Source organism: Jiangella ureilytica (assembly GCF_004348545.1).
Lineage (GTDB): Bacteria > Actinomycetota > Actinomycetes > Jiangellales > Jiangellaceae > Jiangella > Jiangella ureilytica.
Map to the genome: position 1 here is coordinate 24,385 of NZ_SMKL01000012.1, position 18,743 is coordinate 43,127.

The 18,743-nt window shown below is 71.4% G+C and carries 16 protein-coding genes; 6 read left to right on the forward strand and 10 right to left on the reverse strand.

What is annotated here, in order from left to right; genetic code table 11:
• Window positions 1-6: 6 nt before the first annotated feature.
• The 4 genes from E1212_RS07175 to E1212_RS07190 are packed head-to-tail and all read right to left on the reverse strand — an operon-like array spanning window position 7 to window position 2,967.
• On the reverse strand, window positions 7-690 hold the full coding sequence (locus tag E1212_RS07175) for an 8-oxoguanine DNA glycosylase OGG fold protein (RefSeq protein ID WP_131980788.1): 684 nt from the start codon (window positions 688-690) through the stop codon (window positions 7-9).
• Entirely contained in the window at window positions 687-1,322 is a 636-nt protein-coding gene (locus E1212_RS07180) for a hypothetical protein (RefSeq protein ID WP_131980790.1), read from the reverse strand. The genes E1212_RS07175 and E1212_RS07180 overlap by 4 nt, the downstream gene beginning before the upstream one ends.
• Before the next feature lie 53 nt (window positions 1,323-1,375).
• Window positions 1,376-2,176: an MBL fold metallo-hydrolase gene (locus E1212_RS07185; RefSeq protein ID WP_131980792.1), complete on the reverse strand. Its 801-nt coding sequence runs from the start codon at window positions 2,174-2,176 to the stop codon at window positions 1,376-1,378.
• Window positions 2,173-2,967 carry an alpha/beta hydrolase gene (locus tag E1212_RS07190; RefSeq protein ID WP_131980794.1) on the reverse strand — a complete coding sequence of 265 codons (795 nt, stop codon included), beginning with the start codon at window positions 2,965-2,967 and terminating at the stop codon, window positions 2,173-2,175. Before E1212_RS07190 ends, E1212_RS07185 begins: the two co-directional genes overlap by 4 nt.
• A gap of 98 nt (window positions 2,968-3,065) precedes the next feature.
• Between E1212_RS07190 and E1212_RS07195 the strand changes: the two genes are divergently transcribed.
• From E1212_RS07195 to E1212_RS07210, 4 genes are all read left to right on the forward strand, one after another.
• Window positions 3,066-4,022 (forward strand): GlxA family transcriptional regulator, encoded by a 957-nt coding sequence (locus E1212_RS07195; protein ID WP_131980796.1) that lies wholly within the window; start codon window positions 3,066-3,068, stop codon window positions 4,020-4,022.
• 36 nt (window positions 4,023-4,058) lie between these two features.
• The gene (locus tag E1212_RS07200; RefSeq protein WP_131980798.1) at window positions 4,059-5,132 is read left to right on the forward strand and encodes a PIN domain-containing protein; all 1,074 of its coding nucleotides are present in this window, start codon (window positions 4,059-4,061) and stop codon (window positions 5,130-5,132) included.
• Between the two features lie 19 nt (window positions 5,133-5,151).
• Window positions 5,152-5,940, forward strand: coding sequence for an alpha/beta fold hydrolase (locus E1212_RS07205; protein ID WP_131980800.1), 789 nt, complete (start codon window positions 5,152-5,154; stop codon window positions 5,938-5,940).
• A gap of 273 nt (window positions 5,941-6,213) precedes the next feature.
• Window positions 6,214-7,653 carry an MFS transporter gene (locus tag E1212_RS07210; protein WP_131980802.1) on the forward strand — a complete coding sequence of 480 codons (1,440 nt, stop codon included), beginning with the start codon at window positions 6,214-6,216 and terminating at the stop codon, window positions 7,651-7,653.
• Here the strand turns inward: E1212_RS07210 and E1212_RS07215 are convergent.
• The 3 genes from E1212_RS07215 to E1212_RS07225 form a co-directional block, all read right to left on the reverse strand.
• Window positions 7,650-7,829: a hypothetical protein gene (locus E1212_RS07215; protein WP_131980804.1), complete on the reverse strand. Its 180-nt coding sequence runs from the start codon at window positions 7,827-7,829 to the stop codon at window positions 7,650-7,652. The two genes, E1212_RS07210 and E1212_RS07215, sit on opposite strands and share 4 nt — an antisense overlap.
• A gap of 194 nt (window positions 7,830-8,023) precedes the next feature.
• Window positions 8,024-9,382 carry a hypothetical protein gene (locus E1212_RS07220; protein ID WP_131980806.1) on the reverse strand — a complete coding sequence of 453 codons (1,359 nt, stop codon included), beginning with the start codon at window positions 9,380-9,382 and terminating at the stop codon, window positions 8,024-8,026.
• A 311-nt stretch (window positions 9,383-9,693) separates the two neighbouring features.
• The gene (locus E1212_RS07225) at window positions 9,694-11,736 is read right to left on the reverse strand and encodes a glycoside hydrolase family protein (RefSeq protein WP_131980808.1); all 2,043 of its coding nucleotides are present in this window, start codon (window positions 11,734-11,736) and stop codon (window positions 9,694-9,696) included.
• A gap of 190 nt (window positions 11,737-11,926) precedes the next feature.
• On the opposite strand from E1212_RS07225, the gene E1212_RS07230 reads away from it, so the two are divergent.
• Window positions 11,927-14,182: a sialidase family protein gene (locus tag E1212_RS07230; protein WP_131980810.1), complete on the forward strand. Its 2,256-nt coding sequence runs from the start codon at window positions 11,927-11,929 to the stop codon at window positions 14,180-14,182.
• Between the two features lie 22 nt (window positions 14,183-14,204).
• The gene (locus E1212_RS07235; protein ID WP_131980812.1) at window positions 14,205-14,963 is read left to right on the forward strand and encodes a metallophosphoesterase; all 759 of its coding nucleotides are present in this window, start codon (window positions 14,205-14,207) and stop codon (window positions 14,961-14,963) included.
• Between the two features lie 16 nt (window positions 14,964-14,979).
• Here the strand turns inward: E1212_RS07235 and E1212_RS07240 are convergent, their stop codons facing one another.
• The 3 genes from E1212_RS07240 to mmsA all read right to left on the reverse strand — a co-directional run bounded on the left by E1212_RS07240 (window position 14,980) and on the right by mmsA (window position 18,708).
• A complete protein-coding gene (locus E1212_RS07240) occupies window positions 14,980-15,723 on the reverse strand; it encodes an SOS response-associated peptidase (RefSeq protein WP_131980814.1) in 744 nt (247 codons plus the stop codon).
• A 160-nt stretch (window positions 15,724-15,883) separates the two neighbouring features.
• A complete protein-coding gene (gene mmsB, locus E1212_RS07245; RefSeq protein WP_131980816.1) occupies window positions 15,884-17,134 on the reverse strand; it encodes a multiple monosaccharide ABC transporter permease in 1,251 nt (416 codons plus the stop codon).
• Window positions 17,131-18,708, reverse strand: coding sequence for a multiple monosaccharide ABC transporter ATP-binding protein (mmsA, locus tag E1212_RS07250; protein WP_131980818.1), 1,578 nt, complete (start codon window positions 18,706-18,708; stop codon window positions 17,131-17,133). Before mmsA ends, mmsB begins: the two co-directional genes overlap by 4 nt.
• Window positions 18,709-18,743 lie beyond the last annotated feature (35 nt).

Below are 18,743 nucleotides of genomic sequence, written 5' to 3' on the forward strand. Positions count from 1 at the left end.
CGCCTGTCACCCGCGCGCGAGTCCGAAGATCGCCTGTTCGATCTCGACTCTCGTTCGGCCGAACCGGTCGCCCCAGACCTCGAGTAGGGCGAGATAGTCACGGTAGGACTTCGTCTTGGCTGGGTTCAGATTCATCACCCCGTTGGCACGCAGCCAGGTGGCGACCTGCGTGTCCAGGATGGGAGCGGCATCTCGGCCATGGACGCCGTCCACGGCCGAGACGAAGTAGAGCCACTTTGTGAAGAACGCCCCGCCGAGATACTTCACGCGACCGGCCCCGTACATGTAGCCATAGGCCTCCGCCGCGCCCTCGTTCCGCACGACGTCGACGGCACCGCGAAGCTTGCTCGACACCTCGGCGTCGCGGACCGGTGCCTGGTAAGAAGCGACGCCCCATTGGCCAGTGAGCGCTGATCGCACGCGAGTCGGTCCGTAGCCAGTCGTGCCATGGCCCCACACCATCGCGGCGACGAAGGCGGGAATCACCCGATCCCGCTGCAGTGCTCGAAGCACGAACTCACGAGTCACCTCCCTGTCGACTTCAGCAGGCAGGTCCTGGAGGAGCTGCAGCACGTCGGGGAGATCGTGCATCCGGTTGTTCCAGGCCGAACGGGACCAGAAAAAGGTCTGCTGCCGCGTTGGTTCAGCCGCGAGGACCGCTGCCAACTCCGCGGGTGGCCGCGGCGTCATCGCTCCACCATGCCGATGCGCGCGTGGCTCCAGATGGCGTAGTCGATCGCGGTCGCGTCGACCCTCAGCTCGGCCGCGGCGGCCTTGACGAGATCGCGGCTCTCGGCCGACGACGGGGTGCGGCGCAGCGCCCGGTGCACGAATCGGTTGATCCAGACGTCCGCCTTCACGCCCTGCCTGCCGAGCAGCATGAGGAAGTGCTCCCACGTGACGTCGCCGAGCCCGACGACATCGGTGTAGGCGAGCTTCTGCCCGGTCGAGTCCGGGTCGACGTCGGCGGCGTGCCGGACACCGAGTTTGCTGAGGTTGCGCGCCGCCTCGACGATGGCCTCGGCCTTCGACGCGCCACCGGACAGTCGTTGCTTCCCGACGATGCCCGTGAGCACGGCCGGGTCGGTCTCGGCGAGCACCGTCAGGTCGTCCGTCCTATCAGAGCCACGATGGGCACGCCACTGTCCCACGGCGCCGCGGACGCCGTTGTGCTCCCGTCCGTACGCCGCTCGGATCGACCGCACCGCGTCGATGAGCGCCGCCTCGATCTGGTCCGGCCAGCCGCCCGGCCAGGCCGGCCCGTCACCGGGCAGCTCCGTGCGGACCACGGCCACCAGCGTCTGGACATCGTCGTTCGCCATGAACCCCCCAGCTCACCTCGTGTGCGGGCAGCCTAGGGGAAGGGCCGGACAGATCAGTCGGTCACCGAGGCCGGCTCGCCCAGGGTGAGACGGCGAACGCGAGCGCGCACGTCGTCGGGGGCGGCGGCGAGGGCCGCGTCGAGACCGGCCGGGCCGTCGGCGAAGTGGGACCAGCCCTCGTAGTGGACCGGGACGGCGACCCGCGGCCGCAGCGCCCCGATCAGCGAGACCGCGTCGCGGCCGGTCATCGTGTAGCGGAGCGGGCCGGTGATGCCGAACCGGACGCCGCCCACGTGCACCAGGGCGACGTCGACGGCCAGGGACGCAGCCGCCTGGCGCAGCGGCCCGTACAGGACGGTGTCGCCGGTGATCCACAGGAGCACCGGCTCCGACTCCGACCGCCGCAGCGCGAAGCCGACCACGTCGCCCACGATGGGGCGGGACAGCGGCGGGCCGTGCCTGGCCGGGGTCGCCGTCACGGACAGCGACGGCCGCGTGCCGTCACCCGGCAGCACCGTCGTCGCGCCGGCGGCAAGGCCCCGGACCGGTCCGAGACCACGAACGGAACCGAGCCGGCGCGCGCCCGGCATCGTTGTCACCACGGTCCCCGCGGACGACAGCAGCCCACGCCCCGCGACGTCGAGGTTGTCGCCGTGGTGGTCGTGCGTCAGCAGGACGACGTCGACCGGCCCCACATCCGCCACGGACAGCGCCGGGCCGGTCAGCTTCACCGACGACGAGCCCCACCCGAAGGAGTAGCGCTCCCCGGGTGGGTCGAACGTCGGGTCGGTCACCAGCCGCCAGCCGTCCGTCTCGATCAGGACGGTGGGGCCGCCGATGTGGGTGAGGATCAACGAGCGTGCTCCACGGCCCAGGCGAGGACCTCGTCGGCGATCTGCTCCCAGCCCTTCTGGGCGGGCAGCAGGTGGGCGTAGCCCTCGTACTCGCGGATCTCGGTCACGGTGTTCGACTTGTAGTGCTTCTGGTTCGACTGCTGGATCGCCGGCGGCATGATGTGGTCCTCGCTGCCCGACACGAACAGCAGGGGCGCGCGGCCGTCGTTCTTGTAGTCGACCCAGGTCTCCTGCGGGCCGGGCTGGAAGTTGGCCAGCACGCTCCCCCACAGGATGCCGCCGTTGGCCGGGATGTGGTACCGCTCGTACAGCGCCTTCGACTCCTCCTCGGTAAAGGTGTTCGTGAACGCGTACCGCCACTGCTCCGCCGTCAGCCCCACGGCCTTGTGCCGGTTCGCCGGGCTCTTCAGCACCGGGAACGTCGACTTGACCTGCGAGAACGGGACGACCTTCACACCCTCGGTGGGCGCGGAGTTCATGGCGACGCCGGCGGCGCCGAAGCCGTGGTCGAGCAGGATCTGGGTGAACGCGCCGCCGGCGGAGTGGCCGATGATGATCGGCGGACGGTCCAGCTCGCGGAGGATGCCCTCGATCTTCTCGATGATCGCAGGGACGGTGACGTCGACGATGATCTGCGGATTCTCGCGCAGGGCCTCGACCTCGACCTCGAAGCCGGGGTAGCCGGGCGCGATGACCTTGTACCCCTTCGCCTCGTAGTGCGTGATCCAGTGTTCCCAGCTCCGGGGCGTGACCCAGAAGCCGTGCACGAGCACGATCGTGTCCGGTTTCATGTGCCGATCATCGTGGGCAACCCGCTGGCCAGGCACTACGCTGAGCGCCAGAGTTACCACGAATCCGGCCACGGGGGTGTGAATTGGGGCGCCACCGGGTGGCCGTGATCGTCCTCGGCGGGACGTTCGTCCTCGACCTCGCCGTGGCGGTGCAGGCGTTCGGCCGCCGGCCGTCGGTGTTCTCGAAGATCCGCGACGAGCCCGAGGCGCCGTATGAGATCGGCGTCTGCGGCATCGCCCCCACCCCGACGTCGCTCGGCTTCACGATCGCCGACCTCAAGCCGGTCGACTGGATCACCGGCGCCGACACCGTCGTCGTCCCCGGGCTGGAGGCGCCGTGGGCGCCGCAGGATCCGGCGGTGATCGAGGCCGTCGCCCGGGCCGCCGACGACGGCGCGCGCCTGGTCTCGCTGTGCGCGGGCGCGTTCGTGCTGGGCCAGGCGGGGGTGCTCGACGGGCGGCGGGTCACCACGCACTGGGCGCTGGCCGACGAGTTCCGGGCCGCGTTCCCGAAGGCCGACCTCGTCGAGCACGCGATGTACGTCGACGACGGTCAGATCCTGTCGTCGGGCGGCATGCTCGCGTCGGCGGACCTGTGCCTGTACGTGCTCGGCCAGGACCACGGCCAGTCCTACGCCAACGATGTCTCCCGCGTGCTGGTCAGTCCGCCGCACCGCACCGGCGGCCAGGCTGTGTACGCCAAGCCGGGGCCGCGCCCGTCCGGCCCGCTCTCCCCCGTCTTCGACTGGCTCGACGAGCACCTCACCGAGCCGCTCCCCGTCGGCCGGGTCGCCGTGCAGGTGCACATGAGCCAGCGCACGCTGGAGCGGCGGTTCCGTGAGGAGACCGGCGAGAGCCTGGCCGGCTGGATCGCGCGGCGGCGGGTCGAGCGGGCGCGGGCGCTGCTCGAGGACTCGCACCTGACGGTCACGCAGATCGCCCACGCCGCCGGGTTCGGCTCGACGGAGTCGATGCGCCGGCACTTCCTCACCCACACCGGCACGACGCCGCGTTCCTATCGCGAGACCTTCCGCGGCTCGGTCTCCGCGAGCTGACCCGCGGATGGACCGGGCCGGGCATAGTCTGCCGGTGTGGACGACGAAGATCGCATCGCTCTGTTCCTCGACTACGAGAACCTCGCCATCGGCGCCCGCGACAGCCTCGGCGGCACCGCGTTCGACGTGCGGCCCATCGCCGATGCCCTCGCCGAGCGCGGCCGCGTCGTGGTGCGGCGGGCCTACGCCGACTGGTCCTACTTCGACGAGGACCGCCGTATGCTCACCCGGTCGCACGTCGAGCTGATCGAGATGCCGCAGCGCATGGGCGCCTCGCGCAAGAACGCCGCCGACATCAAGATGGCGGTCGACGCCGTCGAGCTCGCGTTCGTGCGCGACTACGTCTCGACGTTCGTCGTGTGCACCGGCGACAGCGACTTCACCCCGCTGGTCTACAAGCTGCGCGAGCTGAACAAGAGCGTCATCGGCGTCGGCATCCGGTCGTCGACGTCGGCGCTGCTCCCGCCCGCCTGCGACGAGTTCCTCTACTACGACGATCTCGAGGGCGTGGAGCCCGCTCCGGTCCGGCGCCGGGCGCGGCGCACGACGCCCGAGCCGGCGCCCCCCGAGCCCGCTCCGCCCGCCGTCGCGGTGCCGGTGCCGGACGAGGAGCTCCCGCCTCGCGACCTCGACGACCTCGCCGTCCTGGTCGCCCAGACGGTGTCGGGCCTGCAGCGCACCGGCGGGCCGGTCACGGCGTCGGTGCTGAAGCGGACGCTGCTGCGCAAGGACCCCACGTTCAACGAGGGCGACCACGGCTTCCGGGCGTTCGGCGAGCTGCTGCGCCATCTGGGCGAGCGGCACGTCATCGAGCTGGCCGAAGGCTCGGCCAAGGGCGACCCCGAGGTCCTGCTGCCCGCGCTCGACGGCCAGGAGGAGGCGTTCGAGCTGCTCCACTCGGTGGTCCGCGACGTCATCGACAAGCACGGGCGGGCCGCGCTGTCCGGCCTCAAGGACCAGCTCCGCCGCGTGCGCCCCGGTTTCAGCGAGCAGGCCCTGGGCTACCGCAGCTTCCTGCAATTCTGCCGTGCCGCCGCCACGACCGGCGCCATCCGGCTCCAGTGGGACGACGACGCCGACGACTATGTGGTGACGTCCGCCGACAACTGAGTCAGTCAAGGATGATCGCATGCACACGACCATCTCGCCCGACGGCACCACGCTCGCCTTCGACCGCAGCGGCGACGGCCCGTCCGTCGTCCTCGTGGGCGGCGCATTCGGCACCCGCGACCACCCGTCCTTCGTCGGCCTGGCGCAGCATCTGTCCGAGCACGTCACCGTCTACAGCTACGACCGCCGGGGGCGCGGCGACTCCACCGACACTCCCCCGTACGCCGTCGAGCGCGAGATCGAGGATCTCGCCGCCGTCATCGACGCGGCCGGCGGGCGGGCCCACGCGTACGGCCTGTCCTCCGGCGCGGGGCTGGTCGCCCGGGCGGCCGCGGCCGGCCTGCCGATCGACCGGCTGATCCTGCACGAGCCGCCATACGACGTCGACGGCGCGCGACCGCCGCTGCCGGCCGACTTCGCCCAGCTGGTCGCGGCGCTGGTCGCCGAGGGACGCCACGGCGACGCCGTCGAGTACTTCATGACGCGGGGCATCGGCCTGCCCGAAGAGATGATCGGGTCCATGCGGCCCACGCCCGTGTGGGCCGGCCTCGAGGCACTGGCGCCGACACTCGTCTACGACAACGCCGTCATGGGCGACAACTCGCTGCCGGCCGACGATCTTCGCGCGATCGAGCAGCCGGTCCTGGTGCTGTCCGGCGAGCTCAGCCCGAGCTGGTTCCACCGCGCCGCCGAGGCCACCGCCGCCGCCTGCCCGGACGCCCGTCACCTGCAGCTGGCCGGGCAGAGCCACTTCGCCCCCGACGACGCCGCCATCGCCGCCGCGATCCTCGAATTCCTCCGCCCGTAGGGATGACCCGGGCGTGGCGTCGATGCCCCGCCCTCGTTGATCTTGGAGCAACTGCGGCATTCATCGGACATTCCGGACGGGATCTCCGCGATTACTCCAAGATCAACTCGGGGTGGGGAGGACAGAGGCCGCGACCGCGAGGCGAGCACCACGCGTGGGTGACCGAGGGCACGTCGTTAATTGGTTGCGTGGCGCAACCAACTTGATAGGCTGACGGACGCACGCCGCCGTCGTGCCACGCGCCGACCTCCACCCCGGTACGCAGGAGCACGCATGACAGACGCTGTCGCCACGGTCGTCGACGATCGCCTCGAGACCCGCCGCACCGCCACCCCGGCGCTGACGCTGCTGGCCCTGGGCGCCGCGGGCCTGGTCATCTCGCTGCAGCAGACCCTGGTGCTGCCACTGCTCCCCCGGCTGCAGCAGACGTTCGACACGTCCGTGACGGCGGTGTCCTGGGTGTTCACGGCGACGCTGCTGGCCGGCGCCGTCGCGACGCCGCTGCTGTCGCGGTTCGGCGACATGTACGGCAAGAAGCGGATGATCACCGTCACCATGGGGCTGCTGGTCGCCGGCTCCGTCGTCTGCGCGCTCTCGGACTCCCTCGGCGTGCTGATCGCCGGCCGGGCGCTGCAGGGCTGCGCCGCCGCGGTCATCCCGCTCGCCATCGGCATCATCCGCGACACCTTCCCGCGCGAGCGGGTCATGTCGGCCATCGGCATCGTCAGCGCCACCATGGGCGTCGGCGGCAGTGCCGGCATGCTCGTCACCGGCGTCGTCGCCGACCACACGCAGAGTCACCACCCGGTGTTCTGGATCTCCGCCGGCATGGGCGTGCTGGCCCTGGTGATGGTGCTCGCGTTCACCGTCGAGGCGGGCGAGCGCGCCGGCGGCCGGCCCGACGTCGCGGGCGCGGTCCTGCTGGCCGGCTGGCTCGCCACGCTGCTGCTCGGCATCAGCCAGGGCAACTCGTGGGGCTGGACCAGCGGCCGCGTCCTCGCGCTGTTCACCGCCGCCGTCGTGCTGTGCGCCGCCTGGGTGGCGGTCGAACGGCGGGTGCGCGAGCCGCTGGTGCACCTTCGGCTGCTGACGGGGCCGAGGTCACTGTCGGCGAACCTGGCGTCGGTGCTGCTGGGATTCGCGATGTTCGCGGCGTTCACGCTGGTGTCGAACCTCATCCAGACGCCGTCGGCGGTCGCCGGATACGGCCTCACCGGCTCCGTCCTCGACGTCGGCCTCTACATGCTGCCGAGCACGGTCACCATGCTGGTCCTCTCGGTGCTGGCCGGACGGTTCGAGGTCCGGCTCGGCGCCGCGTTCACGCTGGCCGTCGGGGCGGTGTTCGCGGCGACCAGCTACACCTGGCTGGCGCTGAACCACGACACCCCGCTCGACGTCATGATCTTCAGCGGGCTGCAGGGCATCGGGTTCGGCATCGCCTACGCCGCGCTGGGCACCCTCGCCGTCGAGCACGTCCCGATGAACCAGAGCGGCATCGCCAGCGGCATCAATGCACTGGTCCGCACGGCCGGGGGCAGCGTCGCCAGCGCGGCGACGGCGGCGATCCTGACCGGCACGCTCATCGCCGGCACCTCCATCCCGGCCGTCGACGGCTACGTGGTCTCGTTCGCGACCGCCGGCGTGGCCGCCCTGCTGACCGCCGTCATCGCGACGGTGCATGGGCTGCGGCACCGGCGCGTGCATCTCCCCTAGCCGTGGATCTTGGCGATCTCGGACCGGTCCGTCCCTGATTCCGACCCGCCGTCCAGCAGGGCCAGGCTGCTCGCGATGGTGAGCATGCTGGCGACCAGAAGGGCGAGCAGGCGCCGTTCGGCACCCGGCCGCAGGAGCCAGCGACGCATCTCGCTCAGGACGTGGTGTCCGGTCACGGGAGGGTCCTCCGTCTGCTTCGGGGGTCGATGAGCATCAGGCCACTACCCGCTCGCCGGGCCTCGAAACGGTCCATGGCCGACGCCACCGCCAGGCGCCCGGCACCGCTCCCGTGCTCCCGCGGCTGCGCGAGACCATGGCGGCTTCGTTGCGCGACACGCCCCTGGCAAGGCTTGCCGAGGGCGACCCGTCCTCAGTCGAGGAACCAGCCGCCGGTGATCGCGTCGTGCCAGTCGGTGACGACGGCGGGGGCGATGCCGAGCGGGAGGTCGCCGTCGGCGCCCCACATCGTGTGGGTGCCCCCCAGGTAGCGGGTCAGCGCGTACTTCGGCCTCGGCTCGATCGCCTCGACCATCGGGACGATCACCTCGGCGTAGACCTCGGGGCTGTGGTCGCGGCTGCTTCCCGAGATGCCGGCGAGGGTGGGCGGGAGCGGCTTGACGCCAGGGTCGCGCAGCGACCGGGTGTAGCCGGTGAACCGGTCGACCAGCGCCTGCGTCCCCGCGGCGCCGAGGCCCAGCCGCTCCGCGGACACCGTCGCCGCGGCGACGAGCGAGGAACGGATGTCGTGGGTGATGAGGTACTCGCACTTGAACCGTGGGCGGACGGTCTGCGCGGCCCACTCGTCGAGGATCTCCTCCATCAGCCACGGCAGCCGCATGAGCGCGGCGGGGCCCTCGGCGGCCAGCGCCTCGGGGCCGCGGTAGCGGGCGTGGTCGCGCCACGTGCGGATGTAGAGGTCGTTGAAGAGGTCGTAGCGCGCCTTGCCCGGCGCCGCGGTGCGCTCGTAGCCGTCGACCTTCCCGGTCGGCGCCCAGGCGTACTTCGCGGCGTTGATGTAGCCGAACGGCGAGCTCTCCGCCGCGAGGTTGCCGGCGCAGTTCGGGATCCGCTGCGACAGCATCGACACGATCGGCCCGCCCGTGGAGTGGCCGTGGACGTACACGGAGTACTCCGGCTCGGCGAGGTGCCGGCGGGCGGCCTCGACCATGCCGACCTCCATCGCCGCCGGCCAGGCCGCCATGCGGTGGTAGAACCGGGTGCCCGGCTTCGCCCGGGCGAGCGTCCGCGTCCCGTCGCGCAGCCGCTGCTTCTGGTCCTTGATGACGTCGTAGTCGTCCGGCGGGACGAACTCGCCGTCCTGCCAGATCGGGGTGCGCACCGTCCCGTCCGGATGGATGGTGTCGCCCGGCCAGTTCCGGCTCGGGTCCGGCAGGTACAGCCGCCCGGGGAACGTGGGCAGGACGACCTTCCAGCCCAGCTTGCCGACCAACAGCTCGGCGAGGGGCACCAACTGGCGCCAGTCGTCCTCGCCTCCGTGCAGCATGAACGCGCCGACTCTCTTGCGATCGGCGCCGACGGCGGTCCGCTCGGGGCTCGTGGGCTCGAAGACGCGAACGCCGATGTCCCACTGCAGACCCAGGGCCTCGACGGTGAAGACGTCCTCGCTCTCGCTGAACGGGATGTCCTCGCGGCCGAGCAGCGCGGTCGTCGCCGCGACCATGTCGGGCCTCTCGACGATCGGTTGCGGCGTCCACACGGTCTGCGTCATGGTCGAAGACTCCCGTCCCACCGGACTGATACCTTCCACCACCCGTATATCATGTTTTATATCCACGGTCATCGGGTTGACTCCTGATCACCGCCTCGCCGAGCGGGTCGCACCCGTCACCGCACCCGCCGGGATGGTCGCTTACGGCGTGCTCGGCTGGATCGACGGCCGCGGCTCATCCCCTCTCCCAGGTCGAGGTGAGTCGGACGGCCGGCAGCGCGCCCGGCCGTCATCCCTCACCCCATGGCGGGTGCGCGAGGCGGGGCTCCCGCCCGGACCCCACGCACCCATGGCACCACGGCACGTGCGGGTCACGAGACCCAGTACGAATACAGGTCGACGTTGACGAGGTGGAAGCGGAACTTGACCTCCTGCCCCGCGAGGGTCGCGAGCCGGGCCCGGCCGCGCCAGTTCACCGAGGCGTCCAGTCGGTCGCCCTTGATCGGGATCATGTCCGCGCCGGTGAAGCCCGGGATCGGTGCGCCGTCGGCCGTCAGCACCTCGACCAGCAGGCTGCCGCCGTCGTGCACCACGGCGTTGACGTGCAGCTGCGAGCCGTCGAACGCGACCGGCTTCGTCGTGACCTCGCCGGCGTCGCCGAGGCCGGGCAGTGAGGCGTTCGACATCGAGGCGAAGCCGTCGCGCCGCCAGGTCGCGAGCCCGACCTGGCCGAAGTGCTCATCGCGGTTCGGGTCGTCGGAGTCGGCGCCACCGTGGCCGTTCTGGAAGCCGGCGTAGTACATCGAGATCGTCGTGTCGTCGACCAGGATGTTCGAGGCCGTGTAGAGCGCGCCGTCGTCCCAGGCGCCGCCGCGGCTGGGCTCGAGGATCGGGTCGCGCACCGGACGGTCCCAGCGCAACAGGTCCCGCGACGACGCCAGTTGCGGCAGCACCGGGCCGTCGGCCGCCGACGCGTACTCGCCGGACGTGTAGTCGGTGGTGAGGAAGACCCACGGGATGCCGATGTAGGTGCTCTCGTACGGCAGCACCGGCATGCCGTAGATCTGCCCCTCGACGCCGCCGATCGCCTCGGCCGCGCCGTCGTCGGCGGAGTCGCCCATGACGGCCAGCTGGGGTGTCGTCCAGTTCTCGAGGTCGGTGCTGGTCGAGACGAACGCAGCCCGCTCGTAGATGCCGGGCGTGCGCGCCGTGAACATCCGCTTCTTGATGGTCGCGATGTAGAGACCCGCCTCGGGGTCGTACGCGGTCTGCACGACGTCGCCGTCGTTGAGCAGGTGCTGCGCGCGAAGCGGGGTCCAGTTGTAGCCGTCGGGCGACTTCCAGCCGTAGTAGCCGTTGCCTCCTGGCACGCCCGGCGCCGGCTGCGTCTTCATGGCGAAGTAGCGGCGGTCGGCGGGCGCGTCGGGGTTGTAGACGACGTGCGCGCTGCTGCCGGCCATGACGATGTTCGTCTCCGAAGCCGGGATGTCCTTGTAACCGACGCCGGACACCGTCGAGCGGCCCACCGGCTTGTCCCAGGTGACGCCGTCCTCGCTCTCGGCGTAGCAGAGGTGGTAGTGCGGCGCCTGGTCGTTGTAGCACGTGTACCACATGCGGTGGAGGCCGTCGATCACGTAGACCGAGCCATAGGCGTAGCTGCTGTCCTCCCACGGCCGGTCCGGCCGCAGCACCGGCCGCTCCCGCTTCTCGCCGGGGTGCACCACGCGCTCCACGTCGTGCGCGGACTCGATGCGGTAGTCATCGAGGAACAGCTCGCGCTCGGTCCCGAGCTCGGGGTCGTAGGCCGGCGCAGCCGCCGTCAGCACGGCCTCGTCCCAGTACGAGATGCCGGCCGCCGCCTGCGAGCCGTAGATGTGCGCCGTCACGTGTGCGGTGTTCGCCGGGGCGAAGCCCGTGACGCTGACCTCCTGCCAGTCCGCGCTGAACGCCGGCTCGACGTGGGGCGCGCCGATGCGGTTGCGGTCGAAGTCCCAGAACTCCAGATACAACCAGGCGGGCGTGCCACTGCGCCCCTTGAGGTTGGCCGTCAGCGTGTACTCGTCACCGGCCGTGGCGACGATCCGCTCGCTGCGCACCGACACCGACGTGCCGGCGGCGTCGTTGATTTCCAGCGACCCGAGGCCCGCGGTCCGGTACGCCTGCAGGTTGACGACGTTGGCGCCGTCGGCGTTGCCCTCCACGCCCCAGCCGAGCGGGTGGCCGCTGCGGTCGCCGGCGTCGAACGCGCCGTTCTGCAGCAGCAGGCCGGGCCGGCCGACGATCGGCTGCGGCAGCGGCTGCGCCGACACCAGCAAGGTGGACGACAGGCCGACGGCGGCGGCGACGGCGACGGCCGTGGCGGCCGCGCGCACGAGGCGCCCTCGTGGGGTGCGCGGCTGGGTCGGGTAGGACATGACGACTCCGATGCTCTGGGGGACGGGGACGGCACTCCGTGGTCGGCAGCGAACACGGGCCAACGTTTCATGTCAATAGACATGTCGTGATGAACGTGGTCTTGACCGCTGACGCCGGACGGACCTACCGTCGCCGGCCAAAGGTATGGAATGTCATTCCAATCAACGCCGAGTGTTGGGAGTCCCCCTCGTGCCCACTCGCTTCTCCGGCCTCGTCGGCGGCCTGGTCGGCTTCGGCGCCGCCGTCGTCCTGCTCAGCAGCACCCTCGGCGCCCCCGCTGACGACGCCGCCGTCGACCCCGCAGCCGAGACGCCGGACGGCGCGATCAACCCGCTGCCCGCCGGCGACGGCCCCGCGCCCGACGCGTCGGTCACCGGCGTCGGGCCGCAGTGGAACGTGCTGAACTGGGGACCGGGCCCGCGCGCCGCCGTACCCGCGTCGTTCGGCTTCGACACCGTCGTCGACGGGCGGACCGAGCAGAAGATCTTCGTGTCGACGCAGGCCAACGACGACGTCGCGGCCGCCGACTCGATCGTCAACATGTCCGTGTCCGAGGACTCCGGGCTCTCGTTCCTCACCACCGAGCGCCACTACCCGACGACGGCGCTGAACATGACCCGGCTGCCCGACGGGTCGCTGTTCGCCGTCGACTTCATCCCGGAGTGGGGCGACAGCACGCGCACCTGGGTGAACCTGCTGTCCTGGCGGTCGACGGACGGCGGGCAGACCTGGGAGCGGATCAAGGGCCGGTTCACGCCGCCCGACGGCGAGCAGTTCGCCGGCACCGACCGCGGCCTGCGTGTGCACCGGGTCCCGCGGGTCCTCGCCGACGGCGCACTCGTCGTGCCGGTCTACACCGTCTACCGCTCGATGCCGCGCCGGATCAGCGCCTTCCTGCAGTCCACCGACGGCGGCCTGACCTGGACGCAGCGCTCGTTCGTGCCGTCGAGCATCGGCACCAACGAGGTCGGCTGGGGGCACACGAAGGACGGCCGGCTGATCGCCGTCATGCGCACCGAGGGTGAGAACCCGGCCCGGCTGCGGGTGAGCTGGTCCAGCGACGACGGCCACACCTGGACGCCGTCGCAGCCGCTGCTGGACCCCGACGGCGCGCAGGTAATCGGCATCTACCCCGACGTCGTGCTGCAGCCCAACGGGGTCATGCTGATGAGCACCGGCCGGCCGGACAACCGCGTCTACATCGACTACGACGGCACCGGCGAGACCTGGGACGAGGTCCGCAACGTCTTCACCCTCTACCCGTCCGACACCGGCAACGGCCGCTACGACGGCTCCAGCGGCAACCAGTCGATGACCAACGTCGGGTCGAGCCGGACGCTGTTCTTCGGCGACCGCTGCCACGTCTGGGGCTGCAAGGCCTACAACGAGCAGTACGGCGTCGTCGCGGTGCTGATGAACGCCGTCACCGACGGCGTCGGCAAGATCGACGTCGCGTCGCAGCTGGCCGTCGGGGTCGCGACGGTCACCGGCGACTTCGCGCCGGCCGATGCGCGCTTCCCGGAGCAGCGGCCCGAGGGGGCGTTCGACGGGAGCTCGCGGCCGAACTCCGCCGCGGTCCTGTCCGGCTCCGGGTCCGGCACGCCGGCGATGACGCTGAAACTGGACCGGCCGTACTCGATCGACCGCATCGGCCTCATGCTCGGCAACGGCGCGCCGCTCGACGCGAACGTCCAGCTCTCGCTCGACGGGCGGCGCTGGAGCCGGCCGGTGGTGCGGACCGTCGACAGCCGCGACCACTCCATGCGCTACACCGACTTCCCCGCCCAGCAAGCGCAGTACGTGCGGGTGACGGCGCCCGCGGGCAGCACGACGCCGGTCACCGAGCTCGAGGTCTACTCGAGCGACGTGCAGACCTTCGAGAACGACCCGGTCTACGGCATCCCGCGCGGCTTCGTCGACGCCAGGAACACCACCGTCAACGACCAGGAGGTCAAGGGCTGGAACAGCAGCTCGTCGCTGCGGCTGTTCGACAAGTTCCTCGACGACAACGCGACGGCGACCAAGCCGGCGGCGCCGGTGGAGCACCAGCGGGCGACGTTCGCCTGGAGCACGAACGACTTCCGCGGCCCGTTCACCTTCGCCGTCGAGGGCGATGCCGGTGGGGACGCCGTCACCCCGTGGCGGTTCCGCCTCGTGCCCGGCGCCAGCGCGACGACGCCGCCGTCGCTCGAGGTGTCCGACGGCTCCGCCTGGACGTCGCTGGGCGCGCTGTCCGCCGTCGTCCCGATCAACACCTGGATACCGGTCACCGTCGACACGACGACGTCCTCGGCAACGGTGACGATCGGCGGACAGGAGTTCCGCACCGAGGTGACCGCCGAGAACGCCGACCGGCTGGCCGGGCTCACGTTCACCACCGGCGACCCGATCGCCTACGGCATGTCCTTCTTCGTCGACGACCTCACCATCGCGGCCGTGGAGTAGGCGTCTCGTAGGGTGGGGAGCCGTGATCCTCGCGCATGCCAGTGACCCCCATGTCGGCAGCATCCACGACGACGAATTGCTGCGGGCCTGGCGGTCACTGCCCGCCGCGCTCGACGGCGTCCGACCGCGGCCCGGCCTGCTCCTGCTGACCGGCGACCTCACCGACCACGGCACCGCACCCGAGTACCGGCGCCTCGACGACCTGCTGTCGGGGCTCGAGGGGCTCGGCGTGCGGTGCCGGGTCGTTGCCGGCAATCACGACGACCCGGCGGTGCTGCGGGAGACGGTGCCGCACCTGCTGGGCGCGGTCGATCCGGCGGCCGGCTCGCCGGCCGCCTGGACCGAGGTGGTCGACGGGGTGACTCTGGCCGGGCTGGACAGCTCGTCCGGGACGCTCGGGCCGGTGCAGCTCGAGTGGCTGGACGGCGTGCTGGCGACGGCGCCAGGCCCGGCGCTGGTCGCCCTGCACCACCCGCCGTTCCCCACCGGCCTGGACCAGCTCGACACCGAGTGGCCGCTGGCCGACGCCGCCCGCCTCCGCGCCGTCGTGGCCCGGCACCCCGCGGTCGCCGGCATCCTGTGCGGCCACGACCACCGCCACATCGCGACCCTGCTCGACGGACGGGTGCCGATGGTCTCGGCGCCGGCGCTGTCGTGGCGCCCCCGTCTCGACCTCCGCCCCGGCGAGCCCCTCACCCCGTCGCGCGAGCCGGCCGGCCTGCTCGTCCACGTGCTCGACGAGGTCGGCCTGCGGACCCACCATCTGAGTCTGTCTGCCTGAACCGGCCCGGGCGGGCTCAGCCGAGGAGGCCGGCCTGGGCGGGCACGTACTCGGCCATCAGCCCGGGGTGGTTGTTGCGGACGTTGCCGACCTCGGGGCCGACGGGGCGGGCGATCAGCTCGGCGCCCACGCGGCCGGCGGACGAGCGGGCGAGGTCGAGCAGCGACGCCGCGTCGTCGTTGCCGCGGTCGAGCCAGTCGGGGACGGCGTCCGGGGTCAGGAAGACCGGCATCCGGTCGTGGATGTGCGCGAGCTCCGGCGCCGGAGTGGTCGTCAGGACGCTGGCCGACAGCACCCACCGGGCCGGGTCCTCGGCCGGCACGGAGTCGTCGCGCCACCAGTCGAAGACGCCCGCCATCGCCAGCCGGCCACGGGGCGGGTGGATGAAGAACGCCTGCTTCCGGCCGGAGCCGCTCCCCCGCTGCCACTCGTAGTAGCCGCAGGCCGGGACGACGCACCGACGGCGGGCGACGGGGCCGCGGTAGGCGGGCTTGCCGGCGACGGTCTCGATGCGGGCGTTGATCATCTTGGCGCCGCCGGACGGGTCCTTCGCCCACGACGGGATCAGCCCCCAGCGAGCGGCGTGCAGCTGCCGGGTCCGCCCGGGCGGCTCGTCGGTGCGCTCGAGCACGACGGGGACGCGGTCCGTCGGCGCCACGTTGAACGACGGCATCAGCTCCAGCACGCTGCCGTCGGCGATGGCGGCGAACTCGGCCGCGAGGTCGTCCATCGAGGCGTCAGCCACGTACCGTCCGCACACGCCTCGATTCTCACACGACGGCGCCGGAGTGCCGTTCCGCGGTGCGCTCGTCCTCCGTCGCTGCCGCCATGATCATCCACGGTCTGGGTCGTGGGCGCAGCCGGCGGCCGGTGCGGCCCGGCACCGGCGGCTGAGGGACCATCGGAGCGCGAGGGCCGCCCTACCGCACCGCGCCGCCACGGCGCTTGTTCCAGATGTCGAAGGCGACCGCCAGCATGAGGACCAGGCCCTTCACCACCGACTGCACCGACTGGTCGACGCCCATGAGCTGCATGCCGTTGCTCATGACGGCCATGATCAGGCCGCCGACCATGGCGCCGACGACGGTGCCGACGCCGCCCGTCACCGCCGCCCCGCCGATGAACGCGGCCGCGATCGCGTCGAGCTCGAACATCGTGCCGGCCGCCGGCTGCGCGCCGTTGGAGCGCGAGGAGTAGATGACCCCGGCGACGGCGGACAGGAAGCCCATGTTGACGAAGATCCAGAAGTTCACCGTCCGTACCCGCACGCCCGACAGCAGCGCCGCGGACAGGTTGCCGCCGATCGCGTACACCTGCCGGCCGAACACCGTCTGCCTGGTCACGACGGCGTAGGTGATGACCAGCAGGCCCAGGATGATCAGCACGATCGGCAGGCCGCGTGCGTGCGCGAGCTGCCAGGCGAAGGCCATGACGACGGCGCCGACGGCCAGGACGCGGGCGACGAACAGCGGGAACGACTCCACGGGCTGGCGGTAGCGGATCCGCGCGACCCGGGTCCGGAACCCGCTGATCGCGTAACCCGCCACCGCGAACGCGCCGATGAACAGCGTGAACGCGTCGTAGCCCTGCCCGCCGAGCAGCCCGTTGAGGAAGCCGTTGGCGACCCGCTGGTACTCGGCCGGGAACGGCGACAGCGAGATGTTGTCGAGCACCTGCAGCGTCAGGCCGCGGAACAGCAGCATGCCGGCCAGCGTCACGATGAACGCCGGGATGCCGACGTAGGCGACCCAGAAGCCCTGCCAGGCGCCGACGGCGACGCCGACCAGCAGAGCGACGACGATGCCGATCCACCAGGCGTAGCCCTGCTGGATCACGATGACGGCCGACACCGCCCCCGTCAGCGCGACGACGGAGCCGACGGACAGGTCGATGTGCCCGGCGATGATGACGATGACCATCCCGATGGCGAGCACCAGGATGTAGGAGTACTGCAGGACGATGTTGGTGATGTTCCCCGGGCTGAGCAGCACGCCGTCGGTCAGGATCGCGAACAGCGCGACGATCACCACGAACGCCACGTAGATGCCGCTCTGGCGCACGTTGCGGGTCACCAGCGTGCGCAGGTTGCTGGTGCCGGTGTGCAGAGCGGCGGCTTGGGCGCTCTGCGCCTCCGCGCGGTCCTCGGCCGGCGGCCGCTGGGTGCTCGTCATGCGACGCCCTCCCTGTCCCTGGTCATCAGTGCCATGAGGTTCTCCTGGGTCGCCTCGGCGATCGGCACCTCGCCGGTGATCCGGCCGGCGGCGAGCGTGTAGACGCGGTCGCAGACGCCGAGCAGCTCCGGCAGCTCCGACGAGATGACGAGGACGGCCTTCCCGGCGGCCACGAGCCGGTTGATGATCGTGTAGATCTCGTACTTGGCGCCGACGTCGATGCCGCGCGTGGGCTCGTCGAGGATCAGCACGTCGGGGTCGGCGAACAGCCACTTGGCCAGCACGACCTTCTGCTGGTTGCCGCCGGACAGCTTGCCGACGGCGGTCATCACACTGGTCGTGCGGATGCCGAGGTGGTTGCGGCTCTCCTCGGCGACGCGGATCTCCTCGTTGCCGTCCACCCAGCCGCGGCTGGCCAGCTTGCGCAGTGCCGCCGCCGAGATGTTGCGGCGCACGTCCTCGATGAGGTTGAGGCCGTAGCGCTTGCGGTCCTCCGTGGCATAGGCGATGCCGTTGTCGATCGCCTCGGCCACCGACCGCGGCCGCACCTCGCGCCCGCGCACGAACAACCGGCCGCTGATGTCGCGGCCGTAGGAGCGGCCGAACACGCTCATCGCCAGCTCGGTGCGCCCGGCGCCCATGAGCCCGGCGATGCCGACGACCTCCCCCGCGCGGACCGTCAGGCTGACGCCGTCGACCACCTTGCGGTCCTGGGTGGGGTGCCAGACGGTCCAGTCCTCGATGCGCAGCACCTCGTCGCCCGGATCGCTCTCGCGGTCGGGGTAGAAGCTCTCGAGGTCGCGGCCGACCATGCCGCGGATGATCCGCTCCTGCATGGTCCCGCTGTCGCCGTCGCCGTCGCCCACGCCGTCGCCGTCGCCCACGCCGTCGTCGGTGCGCAGCGTCTCGACCGTCCGGCCGTCGCGCAGGACGGTGATGGCGTCGGCGATCGCCGTCACCTCGTTCAGCTTGTGCGAGATGAGGATGCAGGTGATCCCCTGATCACGCAGCCGGCGCAACAGGTCCAGCAGGTGGGCGGAGTCGGTGTCGTTCAGCGCGGCGGTCGGCTCATCCAGGATCAGCAGCCGGACCTCCTTGGACAGCGCCTTGGCGATCTCGACCAATTGCTGCTTGCCGACGCCGAGCTGCGCGACCGGCGTGACGGGGTTCTCGTCCAGCCCGACCGACGCCAGCAGCTCGGTGGCCTCGGCGTTGGTGCGGTTCCAGTCGATCAGCCCGCCTCGGCCCCGTCGCTCGTTGCCGAGGAAGATGTTCTCGGCCACCGACAGGTACGGCACCAGCGCCAGCTCCTGATGGATGATCACGACGCCGACGGCCTCGCTGTCGCGGATGCCGTGGAACTGCACCGGCTGCCCGTCGAACACGATCTCGCCGTCGTACGAGCCCGCCGAGTGCACGCCGGACAGCACCTGCATGAGCGTCGACTTGCCGGCGCCGTTCTCGCCGCAGATCGCGTGGATCTCGCCGCGCCGCACCGCCAGCGACACGTTCTCGAGCGCCGTCACGCCCGGGAAGGTCTTGGTGATGCCGCGCATCTCGAGGATGGTGTCCATCGCCGTCCTCATCGTCGGCCGGGCCGGCCCGGTGG